At 65.0% G+C, this 16,312-nt stretch carries 14 protein-coding genes; 10 read left to right on the plus strand and 4 right to left on the minus strand.

Going from position 1 to position 16,312, the window contains the following annotated elements; genetic code table 11:
* Positions 1 to 3 precede the first annotated feature (3 nt).
* On the minus strand, positions 4 to 1,146 hold the full coding sequence (locus tag QX034_RS11885; protein ID WP_315702395.1) for an FUSC family protein: 1,143 nt from the start codon (positions 1,144 to 1,146) through the stop codon (positions 4 to 6).
* A 127-nt stretch (positions 1,147 to 1,273) separates the two neighbouring features.
* On the opposite strand from QX034_RS11885, the gene QX034_RS11890 reads away from it, so the two are divergent.
* From QX034_RS11890 to QX034_RS11910, 5 genes are all read left to right on the plus strand, one after another.
* Positions 1,274 to 2,644 carry an MmgE/PrpD family protein gene (locus QX034_RS11890; RefSeq protein WP_315702394.1) on the plus strand — a complete coding sequence of 457 codons (1,371 nt, stop codon included), beginning with the start codon at positions 1,274 to 1,276 and terminating at the stop codon, positions 2,642 to 2,644.
* Between the two features lie 114 nt (positions 2,645 to 2,758).
* A complete protein-coding gene (locus tag QX034_RS11895; protein WP_315761628.1) occupies positions 2,759 to 3,676 on the plus strand; it encodes a pirin family protein in 918 nt (305 codons plus the stop codon).
* Positions 3,677 to 3,719: 43 nt separating this feature from the next.
* Positions 3,720 to 4,634, plus strand: a complete 915-nt coding sequence (locus tag QX034_RS11900; protein ID WP_315702392.1) for a phosphoribosylaminoimidazolesuccinocarboxamide synthase — start codon at positions 3,720 to 3,722, stop codon at positions 4,632 to 4,634.
* Positions 4,635 to 4,765: 131 nt separating this feature from the next.
* A complete protein-coding gene (locus QX034_RS11905) occupies positions 4,766 to 6,964 on the plus strand; it encodes an SLC26A/SulP transporter family protein (RefSeq protein ID WP_315761624.1) in 2,199 nt (732 codons plus the stop codon).
* Between the two features lie 133 nt (positions 6,965 to 7,097).
* On the plus strand, positions 7,098 to 7,700 hold the full coding sequence (locus tag QX034_RS11910; protein ID WP_316195410.1) for a hypothetical protein: 603 nt from the start codon (positions 7,098 to 7,100) through the stop codon (positions 7,698 to 7,700).
* A 7-nt stretch (positions 7,701 to 7,707) separates the two neighbouring features.
* Here the strand turns inward: QX034_RS11910 and QX034_RS11915 are convergent, their stop codons facing one another.
* Together QX034_RS11915 and QX034_RS11920 are read right to left on the minus strand one after the other, a co-directional pair.
* The gene (locus QX034_RS11915; RefSeq protein WP_315702389.1) at positions 7,708 to 9,204 is read right to left on the minus strand and encodes an NAD-dependent succinate-semialdehyde dehydrogenase; all 1,497 of its coding nucleotides are present in this window, start codon (positions 9,202 to 9,204) and stop codon (positions 7,708 to 7,710) included.
* A 104-nt stretch (positions 9,205 to 9,308) separates the two neighbouring features.
* On the minus strand, positions 9,309 to 9,629 hold the full coding sequence (locus tag QX034_RS11920) for a hypothetical protein (RefSeq protein ID WP_315729980.1): 321 nt from the start codon (positions 9,627 to 9,629) through the stop codon (positions 9,309 to 9,311).
* Positions 9,630 to 9,953: 324 nt separating this feature from the next.
* On the opposite strand from QX034_RS11920, the gene QX034_RS11925 reads away from it, so the two are divergent.
* Positions 9,954 to 11,147: a serine hydrolase domain-containing protein gene (locus tag QX034_RS11925; RefSeq protein WP_315761622.1), complete on the plus strand. Its 1,194-nt coding sequence runs from the start codon at positions 9,954 to 9,956 to the stop codon at positions 11,145 to 11,147.
* A 163-nt stretch (positions 11,148 to 11,310) separates the two neighbouring features.
* Here QX034_RS11925 and QX034_RS11930 read toward each other — a convergent pair whose 3' ends face one another.
* Complete coding sequence (locus QX034_RS11930) at positions 11,311 to 12,312, minus strand: adenosine kinase (RefSeq protein ID WP_315743530.1); 1,002 nt, start codon at positions 12,310 to 12,312, stop codon at positions 11,311 to 11,313.
* Between the two features lie 70 nt (positions 12,313 to 12,382).
* On the opposite strand from QX034_RS11930, the gene murJ reads away from it, so the two are divergent.
* The 4 genes from murJ (at position 12,383) to QX034_RS11950 (ending at position 16,310) form a co-directional block, all read left to right on the plus strand.
* On the plus strand, positions 12,383 to 13,939 hold the full coding sequence (murJ, locus tag QX034_RS11935; protein WP_315747545.1) for a murein biosynthesis integral membrane protein MurJ: 1,557 nt from the start codon (positions 12,383 to 12,385) through the stop codon (positions 13,937 to 13,939).
* A 46-nt stretch (positions 13,940 to 13,985) separates the two neighbouring features.
* A complete protein-coding gene (trpS, locus tag QX034_RS11940; protein WP_315702384.1) occupies positions 13,986 to 15,038 on the plus strand; it encodes a tryptophan--tRNA ligase in 1,053 nt (350 codons plus the stop codon).
* Between the two features lie 115 nt (positions 15,039 to 15,153).
* On the plus strand, positions 15,154 to 15,648 hold the full coding sequence (locus QX034_RS11945; RefSeq protein WP_315702383.1) for a universal stress protein: 495 nt from the start codon (positions 15,154 to 15,156) through the stop codon (positions 15,646 to 15,648).
* Between the two features lie 92 nt (positions 15,649 to 15,740).
* Entirely contained in the window at positions 15,741 to 16,310 is a 570-nt protein-coding gene (locus tag QX034_RS11950) for a NifU family protein (RefSeq protein WP_315702382.1), read from the plus strand.
* The last annotated feature ends 2 nt before the right edge of the window (positions 16,311 to 16,312 follow it).

A 16,312-nucleotide genomic window follows, 5' to 3' on the forward strand; every position in this document is an offset into this window, starting at 1 on the left:
GCATCATGCGCCGGCCGTATCGGTGGATTCTTCGGGGCGCGATGGTTCCTTCTTCGCGCGCGACGGCGCATCGGACCACTCCGCCACCACGCGTTCGAGATCGACGAGATTCTGCCGCATCTGTTCCAGCGAGAAGCCGAGCGCGAAGAACCGTTCGGCGGCATCGGCCGGCATGCCGTGTGTCAGCCCCTCGCTGCGCACGATCGCAACCTGCTCGGCATAGGCCTTGACGGCGACATGAACGGGCCAGATCGGCGGCGGCTGGGTGCGGGCGCGCAAGCTCGCTGCGCAGCCGCGAAGGTAGGAGGCGATGGCCTCGCTGAGTCTGCCCACCGGACCGGCGAGCCGCGCCTGCAGCTCCGACGGCAGCGGCACCACGCTGGCGCGGCCGATCATCACCACGTCATGGCGCAGCCGCAGGATGGTGCGCAGCATCGGCCCTGTGTCCGCCCCCGACGACAACCGCGCCGAACGCTCGCGCTCGGCCTCCGCGCCGGTGGCGTTCAGATCAACCAGCGCGGCGCCGATGCCATCCTGGATCCGGTGCAGCGCGTCATTGTCGCGACCGCGCGACAGGCCCGCCAGCAGCTCGGTGAATGCCGCTGCGATCAGCTCCAACAGCCGTCCCGCCGCGCTGCGGATCTGCACATGCGCGCGCGACGGCAGCACCAGGAACGACACGGCAAGTCCGGTGAATGCGCCCACCGCGACCTCGCAGACGCGATCGATCGCGGAGCCCACCGGATCGAGATGGCCCATGGTCGGCACCAGCAGCACGATCACGGCGGTGACAGTGGCCGCACTCAGGCTTGGATTGAGTGCAGCGATCAAGGCCAGCGGCGTCACCGCCAGAACCAGCATGCCCAGCAATTGCAGCTCGCCGGAATGCGGGATCAGCACCGTGATGGCGCCGCCATAGATCGCACCGCCGATCGTGCCGAACATGTAGTCACGCGTCGCCTTCAAAGATCGGCCGACACTGCCCTGCGTGACGATCAGCGAGGTCAGCACCGCCCAGAGCGGCAGCATCAGATGCAGGGCGCTGGCAGCCGCGAATGCCGCCGCGGCCGCGACCGTGCTCCTGACGGCGAGCGCCAGCTGCGCCTTCCTGGCACGCAAACGGCCGAACAAACTGGAGAGAAGCATCGTGCTTTCCGCTTGAAACAACAGATCGGCGCAAACACAGATTCGGCATGGCAGCTTCTCGCCACGCCGAAGCCGCTTGAACTGGTGAATCGCCACGCCTACCCTACCGGCAAACCGAGGAAACACGATGGCCCAGGAAACCGCAACACTCGCCGGCTATGTCGCCGCGCTGAATTATGACGACATCCCGCCGGAAGTCCTGGAGCGCGCCAAGGTCCTGGCGCTCGATTTCCTCGGCAGCGCGATCCGGGCGCGACGCGAGGCGGAATCGACACCGTCGATGCTTAAAATGCTCGCCGGCTTGAAGCTGGATGCCGCGGGCGAAGCCACCGTGTTCGGCGATTCCAGGACCTGGACACCAGCGATCGCCGCGCTCCTGAACGGTGCCATGGGCCATTCGCTCGATTTCGACGACACCCACGCCGATTCCTCGTTGCATCCGAGCGCTCCGGTGGTGCCGGCCGCCTTTGCCGTCGGCGAAATGGTCGGCGCCTCCGGTCGCCAGGTGCTGACCGCGATCGTAGCGGGATACGAAGTCTGCTGCCGGCTCGGTAACGCGCTCGATCCGACCTCGCATTACGCGCGCGGCTTCCATCCCACCGCGACCGCCGGCACCTATGGCGCCGCCGCGGCCGCCGCGAAATTGTTCGGCCTGTCGGAGCAGCAGATCATCTCGGCATTCGGCGTCTCCGGCAGCCAAGCTGCGGGCTCGCTGCAGTTCCTGGTCAACGGCGCCTGGAACAAGCGCTACCAGGTCGGCGCCGCCGCGATGAACGGCGTGATTGCGGCCACACTCGCCAAGAACGATTTCGTCGGCGCGATCGAATCAGTCGAAGGCAAGCACGGCCTGCTTGTCGGCTACAGCGATACGCCGCATCCCGAGAAAGCCGTCGCCGGGCTGGGCACGACCTTTGAAACGATGAAGATCGGCGTGAAGCCCTATCCGAGCTGCCGCTACACCCATGCCGCGATCGATGCGCTGATCGCGCTGCGGCGCGAGCACAATCTGACGCCCGACCAGGTCAAGCGGGTCGAGATCGGCCTGCATCGGAACGGCATCACGCTCACCGGCGACGCCGCGACCAAGCGGCATCCGACCTCCATCGTCGGCGGCCAGTTCTCGATGTTCTTCACCGGCGCGCTCGCACTGGATCAAGGCCGCTTCGGCTGGGATGATTACAACCGTCTCGGCGATCCCGCGATCGACGCGCTGGCCGACAAGTTCGATGTCGTTCAGGACGACCGGCTGGAGATCGGCCGCAGCCATCCGTTCGGCGCGCGTGTGGCGATCACGACCGAGCACGGCGTGCACGAGCGGCTGCATGACGATCCCTCCGGCGAGCCGAGTTCGTTCCCGACCTCGCAGGCCATGAGTGAGAAGTTCTTGACCCTCACGCGCCCGGTGCTCGACGGTGGAGCGCAACAATTTGCCGAGGCGATCCTGTCGCTGGAGCGGTTCGATCGCGTGTCGCAGGCGACGGAGTTGGGGCGGCAATAGGAGCTCCATTTCGCACCGGCGGACCGTGAACCTCGCCGCACGCGGAAGCCGGGGCCACAAGCCGCATTTGCTGGTAGTGTGCAAGAAGCCCAGGTGGTTTCTCAGGAGGTGCTCATGAGCTGGATGCCGTCAAACGATCCCGAGCTGGGCGATCCCGTCACCTGCGATGCGCTGGAGCTTGTCATCGTGCCACGCACGCGCGATCTCGGCGATGGCTTTGCGGTGCGTCGCGCGCTCCCGCATGGCCGGCGGCAGATGGTCGGGCCGTTCATCTTCTTCGATCATTTCGGCCCGGTGCAGTTCATGTCCGGCAAGGGCATGGACGTACGGCCGCACCCGCATATCGGACTTGCCACCGTCACCTATCTGTTCGACGGCGCCATCATGCATCGCGACAGCGAGGGCAATGTGCAGGAGATCCAGCCCGGCGCGATGAACCTGATGACCGCCGGGCGCGGCATCGCCCATTCCGAGCGCACGCCGGACCTGCAGCGGCAGAACGGACAGAAAATGCTGGGCCTGCAGAGCTGGATTGCGCTGCCGGTCGAGGCCGAGGAGATCGCGCCGAGCTTCCAGCATTATGCCGCGAGCGATCTGCCCACCGTACAGGACACTGGTTTCGCCGCGCGCATCATCGCCGGCCGCGCCTTCGGGGCGAGCTCGCCGGTGTCGATGGTCTCGCCCTGGTTCTATGTCGAGGTGACGGCGGACGCCGGCACCAGCGTGCCGCTCGATCCCGACCACGAGGAGCGCGCCATCTATCTTGTCGACGGCGAGGTCGAGATCGCGCGCGAGCGGTATGAAGGGCCGCGGCTGCTGATCTTCCGCCCGGGCGACGCCATCACCGTGCGCGCCATCACGCCGGCCCGGATGATGTTCTTAGGGGGAGATGCTCTGGAGGGCCCGCGGCACATCTGGTGGAACTTCGTCTCCTCGAGCCGGGAACGGATCGAGGAGGCCAAGCAGGACTGGAAAACCGGCCGTTTCGCGCCCGTGCCGCAAGAGCACGAGTTCATTCCGCTGCCGGAATAGGATAAGTCCTCCAGACGATCCTCACGTCCTCGAAAGTACCGTCATGACCACGCTTCTCGCCAGCAATCTGCCGCTTCCCAAGATCGGGCGTGGCAAGGTCCGCGACATCTACGCCGTCGGCGAGGATCGCGTGCTGTTGCTCACCACCGACCGCATCTCCGCTTTCGATGTGGTCATGGCCGAGACCATCCCGATGAAGGGCGCGGTGCTGACGCAGATCTCCGCCTTCTGGTTCAACGAGCTTGAAGGCGTGGTGCCGCATCACATGATCACGGCGGACGCCGATGCCATCATCGCGGAAGTGCCTGGTTTGAAAGATCATCGTGGCGAGATCCTCGGGCGCGCGATGCTGTGCAAACGCACGAGCGTGTTTCCGATCGAATGCGTGATCCGCGGCTATCTCTCGGGCTCGGCCTGGAAGGAATATGCCGCAAGCGGAACGCTGGCCGGCGAGAAGCTGCCGGAAGGCCTGGTCGAGAGCGCCAAGCTCGATCCCGCGATCTTCAGCCCGGCCACCAAGGCCGAGACCGGACACGACGAGAACATCACGATCGCCCGCATGCGGGAGGTCGTCGGCGACGAGGTGACCTACACACTCGAAAGCATGACGCGCGCGATCTACACGCTGGGCGAGGAACTCGCCCGCGAGCAGGGCATCATCATCGCCGACACCAAGTTCGAATTCGGCCGCGACCAGGAAGGGCGCATCATCCTGATCGACGAGGTGATGACGCCGGACTCCTCGCGGTTCTGGGCGGCCGACGCCTATCAGCCTGGCCGGCCGCAGCCGAGCTTCGACAAGCAGCCTTTGCGCGACTACCTCGATGCCGAACGGCGCGCGGGCCGCTGGAACGGCGAAGCGCCGCCGCCGCCCTTGCCGGCCAGCGTGGTGGAGGCGACCAGCAAACGCTATCTCGATGCCTATCGGCGCATCACCGGCCGGGAGCTTGCGATCTGAGCTGCCCTCCAGCGTCGCGCCGTCGCTTCCTGCCCATTTCGCGGGTGGAATGGCACTTGTCGTAAGTTTGTAGTTTGCGTGCCAGTGTCCCTCGCTGCCATTGGCACGGAGTTGTTGAGAGCATTTTTTAGATGACGATTCTATCGGTCGGCGCCAGTCCGGCGGGACGGCGCGCATTTGACGACGTTTTTGGCGGGCTCGCTGCCAGTGCCCTCACCATCACCTACGGCCTATCTTACGCGCTCCTGATCTTCGCCGGGCCGCTGGCCCCCTATCTGGGTCAGGGGCTGGGCATCACCTTCATCGTCTCCGCGGTGCTGGCGCTGGTCCTCGCCTTCGGCAGCTCGCTGCGTTTCGCGATCGGCGCGCCGGACAGCTCGACGGCCGCAGTAACAGCGATCCTCACCTCGTCGCTGATCGACCGGATCGTCGCGGTCGACCCCAATGCATCGATCTTCGCACCGGCCGTCATCACGTTCGGCCTCACCAGCATCGCGACCGGTCTCGTCCTCTGCGGCTGCGGCATGAGCCGGCTCGGGCGCGCCATTCGCTACGTGCCCTATCCCGTCGTTGGCGGCTTCCTCGGCGCCACCGGCGCGCTGATCGTGTTCGGCGCGATCCGCGTCATCACCGGCCAACGGCTACAACTGGGCTCGCTCGCCTCGTTCGCCAATCCGCAGACCGCCTACCAGCTCACCGCGGCGCTCGCGATGGCGCTTCTGCTCTATTTGACCTGGCATCGCTCGCGCAGTCCGTTCGGGCTTCCGGCGATCCTGGTCGCGGTCACCCTGGCCACGCATGTCGGGTTCCGGCTTGCCGGCATTTCCCCGGCGGATGCGCAAGCGATGGGTTGGACCTTCCAGCCACCCGGGCAAGCCTCGTTCGTCTGGGGCTGGGACCTGCATGCGCTCGCCCAGTATCCATGGCACATGTTACCCGACATGTCCGGCGATCTGATCGCAGTCGCCTTCGTCACCGCGGCGAGCACGCTGTTCAATACTGCTGGCATCGAGGTCGCAACCCATCGCGAGGCCGATATCGAGCGCGAGCTCACCGCCACCGGTATCGCCAACATCCTGTCCGGCCTGCTCGGCGGCTATACCGGCTGCATCTCGATCAGCCGGACCATTCTCAATTTCAAGGCCGGCGGAAGCGGTCGCCTCTCCGGCGTGACGGTCGCAGCCGTCTCGGTTCTGATGCTGGTACTCGCTCCGTCGTTGCTCGGCTACATGCCCAAATTCGTGCTCGGCGGGCTCCTACTCTATCTCGGTGCCGATACGCTGCACAAATGGGCCGTGCAATCGCGGCGGCGATTGTCCCGTACCGACTATGTATCGCTGCTTGCGATCATCCTGATCATCCTGCAATGGGGCTTCATCGCCGGGATCCTGATCGGGGTCCTGATCGGATGCATCGCTTTTGCGCTCAGTGCTTCGCGCATCAATTCGATCAAATACAGCTTCGATGGCACCGAATATCGCTCTTCGCTCGATCGTTCGCGCCACGACCAGGCGCTGCTTGCTACGCACGGCAGCGAGATCCAGGGTCTCAATCTGCAGAGCTACCTGTTCTTCGGCTCGGCGAACCGACTCTACCAGTACGTCAAGGCGTTGCTCATGCGCCGGCCCGAATGCCGCTTCCTGGTGTTCGACTTCAAGCTCGTAACAGGGATCGATTCTTCGGCTGCCTATAGCTTCGCCCAAATCAAGCGGGTGGCGCAGGAGCGCGGTATCAAGCTGGTGCTCGTGCATGTGCCGCCCGCCGTCGAACGCGCGCTGCGCGCCAGCGAGTTCATTACACCGGACGTCGCGATCGCGCCGGAGCTCGATCATGCGTTGGAATGGTGCGAAGACGCGATCATTTCGCGCCACCAGGGACATCAGCGGGAAGAAGCATCCCTGCGCGACTGGTTCGCCCAGATCTTGGGTAGCCAGGAGGAGGCCTCTGAGCTGATGCATCGTTGCGAGCGGCTCGAGGTAGCTGCCGGCAGCACGATCGTTCGCGCCGGCGACGCCGCCGACTCCATGCACTTCATCCTGGACGGCCGCGTCGGCGTGATGATCCCGGCCGAGCATGCCGGCGCCACCCGGGTGCGCAGCCTCGGCCGCTACACCACGATCGGCGAGATGGGCTTGGTCGCGCACACGCCGCGCAGTGCCACGATTCAGGCCGAGACCGAGAGCGTTCTCTACGTCCTGACGACGCGACAGTTCGAGGCCATCACGCGCGACCGGCCGGCGCTGGGGCAAAAGCTGCTGGTCTATTTCGTCACCGTGATGGCCGAGCGCTTGAGCTTCGCCAACCGCGCCATCGCGGTGCTGCGGCGATAGGCCGCGCGGCTGCGAAGGGCCGGGCGACGGAGCTTAATTGCTCGTTAACCTAGCCGGCATAATCGGGTCATTGTCACGGTTTGTAACGACCAGAGACATTGAGAAAAGAGCATCCGAGCTCTTTGCATCGCACATGGCCGTCGTCCAAAGCACCAGCCGGATATCTCCCGCCATGGAGCGGATGTATCACCAGAGCAATCTGCTCGGTGAATGGAAAGGCACTTGGACCGCCAACAATCAGACCGTCAGCTTCAAGGTGGTGAACATCCGCGGCTCCCAGGCCGTGGTTGAATACACCCACAATGGACGGACCGAGCGCGGCATCGGCACGGTCAACGGCTCAACCATCGACTTCGGCTCAGTCACGCTCGGGACCAAGAACGGCAAAAAGGCGGTATTGCTGTTCTCGGCCGGCGGCGGCAAGGCGACCGCGCTGCTCGACAAGCAGTCGCCGGCTGCCGACCAGAGCAACCTGACCGGCAGCTGGGCAGGCTATTCGGCCAACAACGGCAAGAGCGCCAGCTTTCGCGTGCTCTCGGTCAGCGGCAACGAGGCCCAGGTCAGCGTCACCACGGACGGCATCACGCGCCAGGGCATCGGGATCGTGTACAAGAATGTCATCATGTTCGGGCAGTCGCAGATCTCGACCGACGACGGCAAGAACGGCAAGGTCATCTACCAGATCGGGAACAAGTCCTACATGGTTCCGGTGAGCAAGCTTCCGAAGTCGGCCTGAGCTGAGCTCAAACCCCCGCCATCATCACATATTTGATCTCGAGATATTCCTCGATGCCGTGATGCGAGCCTTCGCGGCCGAGGCCACTCTCCTTGACGCCGCCGAACGGCGCGACCTCGGTGGTGATCAGGCCGGTGTTGACGCCGACCATGCCGGACTCCAGCGCTTCCGCCACTCGCCAGACCCGGCCGAGATCGCGGGCGTAGAAGTAGGACGCAAGACCGAACGGCGAGGCGTTGCACATCGCGATCACGTCCGCTTCGTCCTTGAAGCGGATCACGGGTGCGAGCGGGCCAAAGGTTTCCTCGCGCGCCACCAGCGCATCGGCCTTCACATTCGACAGCACAGTCGGCTCGAAGAAGGTTCGCCCCAATGAAGAGCGCTTGCCACCGGTGACGACCTTGGCGCCACCGCCCACCGCATCGGCAATGTGGCGTTCGACCTTCTCCACCGCTTCCGCATTGATCAGCGGCCCCTGCACCACGCCGGGCTCGGTGCCATCGCCGATCTTCATCGCCGCCACTTTCGCCGCGAGCTTCTCGACGAAAGCGTCGTAGATCTTGTCCTGCGCATAGAGGCGGTTGGCGCAGACGCAGGTCTGGCCCATGTTGCGGTATTTCGAGACGATGGCGCCCTCGACCGCTGCATCCAGGTCGGCATCGTCGAACACGATGAAAGGCGCGTTGCCGCCGAGCTCGAGCCCGAGCTTCTTCACCGTGCCGGCCGACTGGCGATACAGGATCTTGCCGACCTCGGTCGATCCGGTGAAGCCGACGAAGCGCACCGCCGGATGCTCGCACAACACCTTGCCGATCGGCGGCGCATCGCCGGTGATGATGTTGAACACGCCCTTCGGCACGCCGGCGCGCTCGGCCAGAACGGCCAGAGCCAGCGCGCTCAGCGGCGTTTCGTTGGCCGGCTTGAGCACCACGGTGCAGCCCGCGGCCAGCGCCGGCGACACCTTGCGGGTGATCATCGAGTTCGGGAAATTCCAGGGCGTGATGGCGCCGCACACGCCGATCGGCTGCTTGATCGCGAGCAGGCGCGCGTCGGGCTTCTGCGTCGGAATGGTCTCGCCATAGACCCGCCGTGCTTCCTCGGCGAAAAACTCGATATAGGCCGCACCGATGTCGACCTCGCCGAGCGCCTCGGCCAGCGGCTTGCCCTGTTCGGAGGTCAGGATCAGCGCGAGATCCTCGCGGTTGGCTGCGATCAGCTCGAACCATTTGCGCAGGATGTTCGAGCGCTGCTTCGCGGTCAGCTTCGCCCAGGCGGGAAAGGCTAGCGCGGCAGCCTCGACCGCCTTCGTCGCATCGTCAGGCCCGAGCTGGGCGACCTTCGCGAGCTCGGCCCCTGTCGCTGGATTGTTCACGGCGAACACCGGCGAGCCGACCCACGCGCCATCGATGTAGCACTGTTCGCGCAACAGCGAGGGGTCCTTCAGACGGTCCCGCAAGTTCTGCTGTGACGACTGAGATGCGCGTGCGGCGGCGGTCGGGGTCATGAGCGGTCTCCTCACAGGGTGCGGATTTTGCGCGAATATAACGGCGACGACGCCATTACGCACCGCGCAAATGCGCAGAGCACCTCAGCCGACCAGATGCGGCCTCAGGCCGCGCCGCTCAGATAGGTCTCACGCTGCCCGATCATCCGCTCGGCCGCGGCCTTGGCGTCGGCCTTGGTCGAGGTCGCACAGGTGCGGTATTCGAGATCGGGCAGCGACGCAGGATCGCGCCGTCCAAACCAGGACTTCGGGCCGACGGGCAGCAGTGCCAAAGCCTGCGCCACATTGTCGACCGCTCCGAACGAATGCAGCGCTCCGGTGGCGGCGACGCGGACTTCGTAGATGCCGGGCGTGATCGGCGCTTCGATATTGTCGCCGCGGCCCGGTCTCGGGTACCGCTTCCATTCGCTCCAGGTCGAGATCATCTTGCCCCCTCATGACGGTCGTCGTCGCCAGCCTGTCTCATTGCCGCCGCAACTGCCGGCCTTGCCGAACTCATTGACACACAGATAGTTTCAAGGCGCCCCACGCCAAGCGCGGCCGGCGCATGACGCCCATGCACCGTGGCGATTACGACCGTAGCCACAATTCCCTCGAACTCTAAAAGTCCGTGGCTCGTCTTCCCGTCGGCGCTTTCGCTGTCGCATCATCACGAGATCGCGACCGGTCGCCCTTCCGGGAGTTCTTGCCGAGCAGCACGGGCGAGACAACAATCGCCTTACCAAAAATCAAAACAGCGGGAGGACCTCATGCAGAACCAGACAGACATCGATCGGCTGCTGCGCCAGAAGGCCGATGCCGGCGCTATTCCCGGCGTGGTCGCCGTCGCGGCCAGCGGGAGCGAAGTGATCTACCAGGGCGCGTTCGGCAAACGGGACCTGAGCAAGGACGATCCAATGAGCACGGATAGCGTGTTCTGGATCGCCTCGATGACCAAGGCGATCACCTGCGCCGGCGCGATGCAACTGGTGGAGCAGGGACGGCTGTCCTTGGATGCACCGATCGGCCGAGTCTTGCCGGACCTTGCCGCGCCGCAGGTGCTGGAAGGTTTCGATGCCAAGGGCGATCCCATCCTGCGCCCCGCAAAGGCTGAGATCACACTGCGCCAGCTCATGACCCACACGGCAGGCTTCTGCTATGACATGTGGAACGGCGACATGGTCGCCTATGCAGAGAAGGCTGGACTGCCCGGAATCATCAGCTGCAAGAACGATGCGCTGAAGACGCCGCTTGCCTCCGATCCCGGCACGCGCTGGGAATATGGCATCAACATCGATTTCGTCGGCAAGGCGATCGAGGCCGTGACCGGTCAGAAGCTCGATGCCTACCTGCATAAAAATCTGTTCGCCCCGCTCGGCATGACCGACACCGGGTTCAAGCTCGGCCCGTCGCAACGCGAGCGGCTGGTCGCCATGCACGCGCGTGGTGCGGACGGCGCGCTGGCGTCGATCCCGTTCGAGATGGAACAGGAGCCGGAATTCCACATGGGCGGAGGCGGGCTCTACGGCACCGCGGGCGACTACATCAAGTTCACACAGATGATCCTGAACAAGGGCCGCGGCAACGGCAACCAAGTGCTCAAGCCGGAGACCGTCGGCACGATGTGCGAGAATCACATCGGCGAGCTGGAAATGACCAAGATGGTCGCGGCGGTCCCCGGCGTGACCAACGATGTCGATCTCTATCCGGATATCGTCAAGAAGTGGGGCTTGAGCTTCATGATCACCACGGCCCGCACTCCGGAAGGGCGGAGCGCCGGGAGCCTCGCCTGGGCCGGACTTGCCAACACCTATTACTGGATCGATCCCGCGCGCGACGTGACGGGCGTGATCCTGATGCAGGTGCTGCCGTTTGCGGACAAGGAGTGCCTCGAAGCCTTCGCCGGCTTCGAGCGCGGCATCTATGCCGGGCTCGATGCGGCGGGCGGCAAGCAGGCGGCGTGACCTTCCGGGGTCATCATGGCCGGGCTCGATCCGCCTGCGCGGCCAAAGCCGACTCGGCGAGGCCGCGGCCCGGCCACCGACGCACGAGCATAGAGCGAAGACGTTGATGCCCGGGACCAGCCCGGGCATCACGTGCCAGGATCGGCAGCTTCAAGTTTTCCGTCTAAACCGGCAGACCGTTTTGCTCGGCAAGCTCTTTCAGCGAGAGCTGCGGCCGCGCGCCAATATGTTGGATCACCTCGGCGGCTGCGAGACCGCCAAGCCGGCCGGCGTTCTCATAGCCAGCCTGGCGGACCAGGCCGAACAGGAATCCGGCCGCGAACAGATCGCCCGCGCCGGTGGTATCGATGAGATTGTCGATCGAAAACGCCGGTACCGAGATCACGCCGTCATTCGAGACGACGACGCATCCCTTCTCGCTGCGGGTGACGATGCCGAGCGTGGCGTCCTCACGCAGCTGCTTCAGCGCGCCGTCGAAATCCGAGGTCTGATACAGCGAGTGCAGCTCAGCCTCGTTGGCGAACACGATATCGACAGTGCCACCGCGCATCAGGTCAAGAAACTCGCCGCGATAGCGATCGACGCAGAACGCGTCCGACAAGGTCAGCGCCACCTCGCGTCCCGCATCATGCGCGATCGTGGCAGCCTTCACGAAGGCATCCTTGGCATCCTTCGGATCCCACAAATAGCCTTCCAGATAAGTGATGCGCGAAGCCGCAATCTGCCCGGCATCGATGTCGTTAGGCGTCAGCTTCTGGGCCGCGCCGAGATAGGTGTTCATGGTGCGCTCGCCGTCCGGCGTCACCAGGATGTAGGTGCAGCCGGTGGCCGGGCCGTCCGCGGCAGGCAGGGTGTCGAACACCACGCCGGCGGAGCGGATGTCGTGGGTGTACATCTTGCCGATCTGGTCGTCCTTGACCTTGCCGACATAGGCGGTGCGCGCACCGAAGCTCGCGAGCCCTACGATGGTATTCGCAGCCGATCCCCCGGACATCTCCGTGGCCGGACCCATGTCGCGGTAGATTGCGGCCGCCCTCGCCTCGTCGATCAGGGTCATGCTGCCCTTGGCCATGCTGTGCTTGGCGAGGAAACCTTCGTCGGTCTGCGCCAGCACGTCGAAAATGGCGTTACCGATCGCGAGAACGTCGAACTTTGCGTCAGTCATCCACCGGCCCCGTCTGCGGCGATTGCGAAAGGCTGGGGCCTATCACAAGCCGTGCTGCTATAGAAGCCCGATGATCCGATCTTTTCTCACCATGGCTTCGGGGACACTGGCCTCGCGGCTGCTCGGCTTCGTCAGGGACTCGTTGATGGCCGCGCTACTCGGCACCGGCCCCGTCGCCGACGCCTTTCTTGCCGCGTTCCAACTGGTCAACGTCATCCGCAGATTGCTGACCGAGGGTGCGCTCAACGCTGCGCTGGTGCCGGCCTGGCTGCGACTGCGTCAGAACGAAGGCGCGGCCGCGGCGGCCGCCTTCGCCGGCCGTGTGCTCGCCACGTTCAGCGCCGGAGTTATCGCCACCGCAGCGCTGCTGGCACTCCTAATGCCAGTCGTCATGACCGTGCTCGCGCCCGGCTTCGCGGGCGAGGAGACACTGACCATCGCCGTCGATGACGCCCGGCTGATGCTGCCCTATCTCGCCTTTGCCGGACCTTCGACGGTGCTGCTCGCGCTCGCGAGTACCCACGGGCGCTTTGCGCTGACGGCGTTTTCGCCGCTATTGTTCAATCTCGTGCTGATCGCCGCGACGATCGCGCTGCTCGTCGTGCCCGGCGAGCCGGCGTTTGCGGCTTCGATGCTGGCGGCCACCGTCGGTGTCGCCGGCCTGCTGCAGCTCCTGATCCTCTTGCTGCACCGGGGCCGCAATGACGCAAGACCATTGCGCATCTCGCTCGATCCTGAGCTTCGCGCTTTCATCGGCAAGGCGCTTCCCGGCATGATCGCCAGCGCGGCGCCGCAGTTGCTTGCAGTGGCAGGAGCGATCATCGCCTCGGCGCAGAGCTCGGCGGTGTCCTGGCTCTATTTCGCCAACCGCCTGATCGAACTACCGCTCGGCATTGTCGGCGTCGCGATGGGGACCGTATTGGTGCCGGAGCTGACGCGCGCCGTCCATGCAGGCGACAAGACGGCCATCGCACAGGCGCAATCGCGCGGCATCGAACTCACGATCGGCCTGGCTCTGCCTGCAACCCTGGGACTGATGCTGCTCAGCCATCCCATCGTCGCCTTGCTGTTCGAGCATGGCGCGTTCACCCCCGAGGATACGGCCGCCACTTCGGGCATCCTGATGTGGCTTGCGGCGGCGCTGCCTGCGCAGGTCCTCACCAAAGCACTCGCGCCCGGCTTCTTCGCGCGCAACGACACGCAGACACCGCTGCGAGCCACCTTGATCGGGTCCGGCGCCGCGATCGCGCTGGGCTTCCTGCTCGGGCAAGTGCTGGGTGCCGGCGGCATCGCGGCGGGGCTGGCGCTCGGCGCCTGGGCCAATACGCTGGTGCTGATCCGGCGCGGCGCGGCACGCTTCGGCTTTGCGATCCAGCCGGCGTCACGGCGCCGGCTGCCGCGCATCGTGCTCGCCGCCATCATCATGGGCGGCGCGCTTTGGCTCGCAACGACGGTCACGGGCGCGCACCCTCCACAGCACGTTCTGAGCCGGGCGATCGTCCTGCTGGCGCTGATTGCGACGGCGGTGGCCGTCTACGGCGTGCTCCTTCGGGTACTCGGCGTCATCGGCTGGCGCGAAACCATCCGGGCGATCCGGCGAAAGCCGCCCCGCGACTTGCACGTTTAGGGCGCTCGTGCCAAACGACGCAGCAAATCTGCAGGGAATATCGACCATGGCTTTCGTGGAACGGGTTTTTTCGGGCGTCCAGCCGACCGGCAATCTGCATCTCGGCAATTATCTCGGCGCCATCGTCAACTTCGTGAAGATGCAGGAGACCCACAACTGCATCTATTGCGTCGTCGACATGCACGCGATCACGATGCCGGTCGATGTATGGGGCGGCCCGGCGGAACTGCCGCGCGCGACGCGCGAGGTGACGGCGGCATTCATTGCAGCCGGCATCGACCCGAAGAAGCATATCGTCTTCAACCAGAGCCAGGTCTCGGGCCATGCCGAGCTCGCCTGGATCTTCAACTGTGTCGCGCGCATCGGTTGGCTCAACCGCATGACCCAGTTCAAGGAGAAGGCCGGCAAGGACCGCGAGAACGCCTCGGTCGGCCTCTACGACTACCCGGTGCTGATGGCGGCCGACATCCTGCTCTACCGCGCCACCCATGTGCCCGTCGGCGAAGACCAGAAGCAGCACATGGAGCTGGCGCGCGACATCGCACAGAAGTTCAACAATGATTTCGGCGAGTCCATCCGCAGCAACGGCTTTGGCGACGGCGTGTTTTTTCCGATGCCGGAACCGTTGATCCAAGGGCCGGCGACGCGCGTGATGTCGCTGCGCGACGGAACCAAGAAGATGTCGAAGTCTGATGCCTCGGACTATTCGCGCATCAACTTGACGGATGATGCGGACACGATCGCGCAGAAGATCCGTAAGGCAAAGACCGATCCGGAGCCGTTGCCGACCGAGGAGAAGGGTCTGGAACCACGACCCGAGGCCGACAATCTGGTCGGCATCTACGCCGCGCTGTCGAACCGCAGCAAGGCGGACGTCTTGCGCGAATTCGGCGGCGGTCAATTCTCCAGCTTCAAGAACGCGCTGGTGGAGCTGTGCGTGGCCGAGCTCGCGCCGATCGCGGCCGAGATGAAGCGGCTCACGGCGGACCCCGGCTACGTGGATTCCGTTCTGGTCGACGGCGGCGAGCGCGCGATGGCGATCGCCAGCGAGACGATGCAGACGGCCAAGGACATCGTCGGCTTCATTCGCAAGCGCTGAACCTCGGCGGCATGAGGGCCGCCCTCGCGCCCGAGGGCAGCCCTCCCAAAGCGGCGCCGGTTATGGCAGCATGATGCCGTTTGACGTCGGACGACCTCGAGCGAGCGAAGCATCGATGTCCCCTCAGCGGCAGAGCTATCAGACCGGGCACACGCCGAAATGCCTCGTTGTCGTCGACGACAGCGCAGAGTGGGACCGCGCGCTGCGCTATGCGAGCCGCTGGGCGATCCGCAGCAGCGGCGGCATCGTGATGCTGCGCATCATCGAGACCGAGGACCAGAACCAGCAATGGCTGGGTGTCGCCGACCTCATGCGGGCGGAGGCCCATGACGAGGCGAACGCCGCGCTGGATCGCGGCACGGCGCTGGCGGCTGCCGCCGGCGCCAGACCGCCGGAACGGGTCATTCGCGAAGGCGACCCCACCGAGCAGATCCTGACCACGATCGAAGCCGATGCCGACATTGCGGTTCTGGTTTTGGCGGCCAATTCCGGCGCGGAGGGGCCAGGTCCCCTGATCACGCAAGTCACCAATACCGTCGGCACGTTCCCGATTCCGGTGCTGATCGTGCCGGGCGACCTCAAGGATGCCGAGATCGACGCGCTGGCATAGCCGGCCTGCTGTCTTGATCGTGCGCCCGCAGGCGCCATCTGATAGAGAAGCCCCCACACGCCGGCCTTGAACCGGCGCTGCCGGAGAAAACCATGTTCATCCAGACCGAAGCTACCCCCAATCCCGCAACATTGAAGTTCATCCCGGGCCGCCTCGTACTCGAGACCGGTACGATGGAGTTCAACAGCCGAGACGCCGCCGCGCGTTCGCCGCTCGCCGCGCGCCTGTTCGACGTCGAAGGCATTACCGGGGTCTTTTACGGCGCCGACTTCATCACGGTGACCAAGGACGGCGGCGAGTGGCAGCACCTCAAGCCGGCGATCCTCGGCGCCATCATGGAGCACTACATGTCGGGCGCACCGCTGCTCGCCGACGGCAGCGTAGCCAATGACGAACTCGCCGACGAAGACGACGAATTCTACGATGAGGCCGATGCCGAGACGGTCGACATCATCAAGGACCTGATCGAAACGCGCGTGCGTCCTGCGGTCGCCAATGACGGCGGCGACATCACCTTCCGCGGCTTCAAGGACGGCATCGTCTATCTCAACATGAAGGGGGCCTGCTCCGGCTGCCCGTCGTCGACCGCGACGCTGCAACACGGCATCCAGAACCTGCTGCGGCACTTCGTGCCCGAAGTGGTCGAAGTCCGCCCAATGTAAGA

This window comes from Bradyrhizobium sp. SZCCHNR3119 (genome assembly GCF_032487775.1).
Taxonomy (GTDB): Bacteria; Pseudomonadota; Alphaproteobacteria; order Rhizobiales; family Xanthobacteraceae; genus Bradyrhizobium.

Coding starts and splice junctions, on each gene's coding strand:
- QX034_RS11945 (WP_315702383.1), top strand. CDS start 15,154: ATGTCCCCTCAGCGGCAGAGCTATCAGACCGGGCACACGCCGAAATGC.
- QX034_RS11950 (WP_315702382.1), top strand. CDS start 15,741: ATGTTCATCCAGACCGAAGCTACCCCCAATCCCGCAACATTGAAGTTC.
- QX034_RS11905 (WP_315761624.1), top strand. CDS start 4,766: ATGACGATTCTATCGGTCGGCGCCAGTCCGGCGGGACGGCGCGCATTT.
- QX034_RS11890 (WP_315702394.1), top strand. CDS start 1,274: ATGGCCCAGGAAACCGCAACACTCGCCGGCTATGTCGCCGCGCTGAAT.
- QX034_RS11895 (WP_315761628.1), top strand. CDS start 2,759: ATGAGCTGGATGCCGTCAAACGATCCCGAGCTGGGCGATCCCGTCACC.
- trpS (WP_315702384.1), top strand. CDS start 13,986: ATGGCTTTCGTGGAACGGGTTTTTTCGGGCGTCCAGCCGACCGGCAAT.
- QX034_RS11910 (WP_316195410.1), top strand. CDS start 7,098: ATGGCCGTCGTCCAAAGCACCAGCCGGATATCTCCCGCCATGGAGCGG.
- murJ (WP_315747545.1), top strand. CDS start 12,383: ATGATCCGATCTTTTCTCACCATGGCTTCGGGGACACTGGCCTCGCGG.
- QX034_RS11930 (WP_315743530.1), bottom strand. CDS start 12,312: ATGACTGACGCAAAGTTCGACGTTCTCGCGATCGGTAACGCCATTTTC.
- QX034_RS11915 (WP_315702389.1), bottom strand. CDS start 9,204: ATGACCCCGACCGCCGCCGCACGCGCATCTCAGTCGTCACAGCAGAAC.
- QX034_RS11900 (WP_315702392.1), top strand. CDS start 3,720: ATGACCACGCTTCTCGCCAGCAATCTGCCGCTTCCCAAGATCGGGCGT.
- QX034_RS11925 (WP_315761622.1), top strand. CDS start 9,954: ATGCAGAACCAGACAGACATCGATCGGCTGCTGCGCCAGAAGGCCGAT.
- QX034_RS11920 (WP_315729980.1), bottom strand. CDS start 9,629: ATGATCTCGACCTGGAGCGAATGGAAGCGGTACCCGAGACCGGGCCGC.
- QX034_RS11885 (WP_315702395.1), bottom strand. CDS start 1,146: ATGCTTCTCTCCAGTTTGTTCGGCCGTTTGCGTGCCAGGAAGGCGCAG.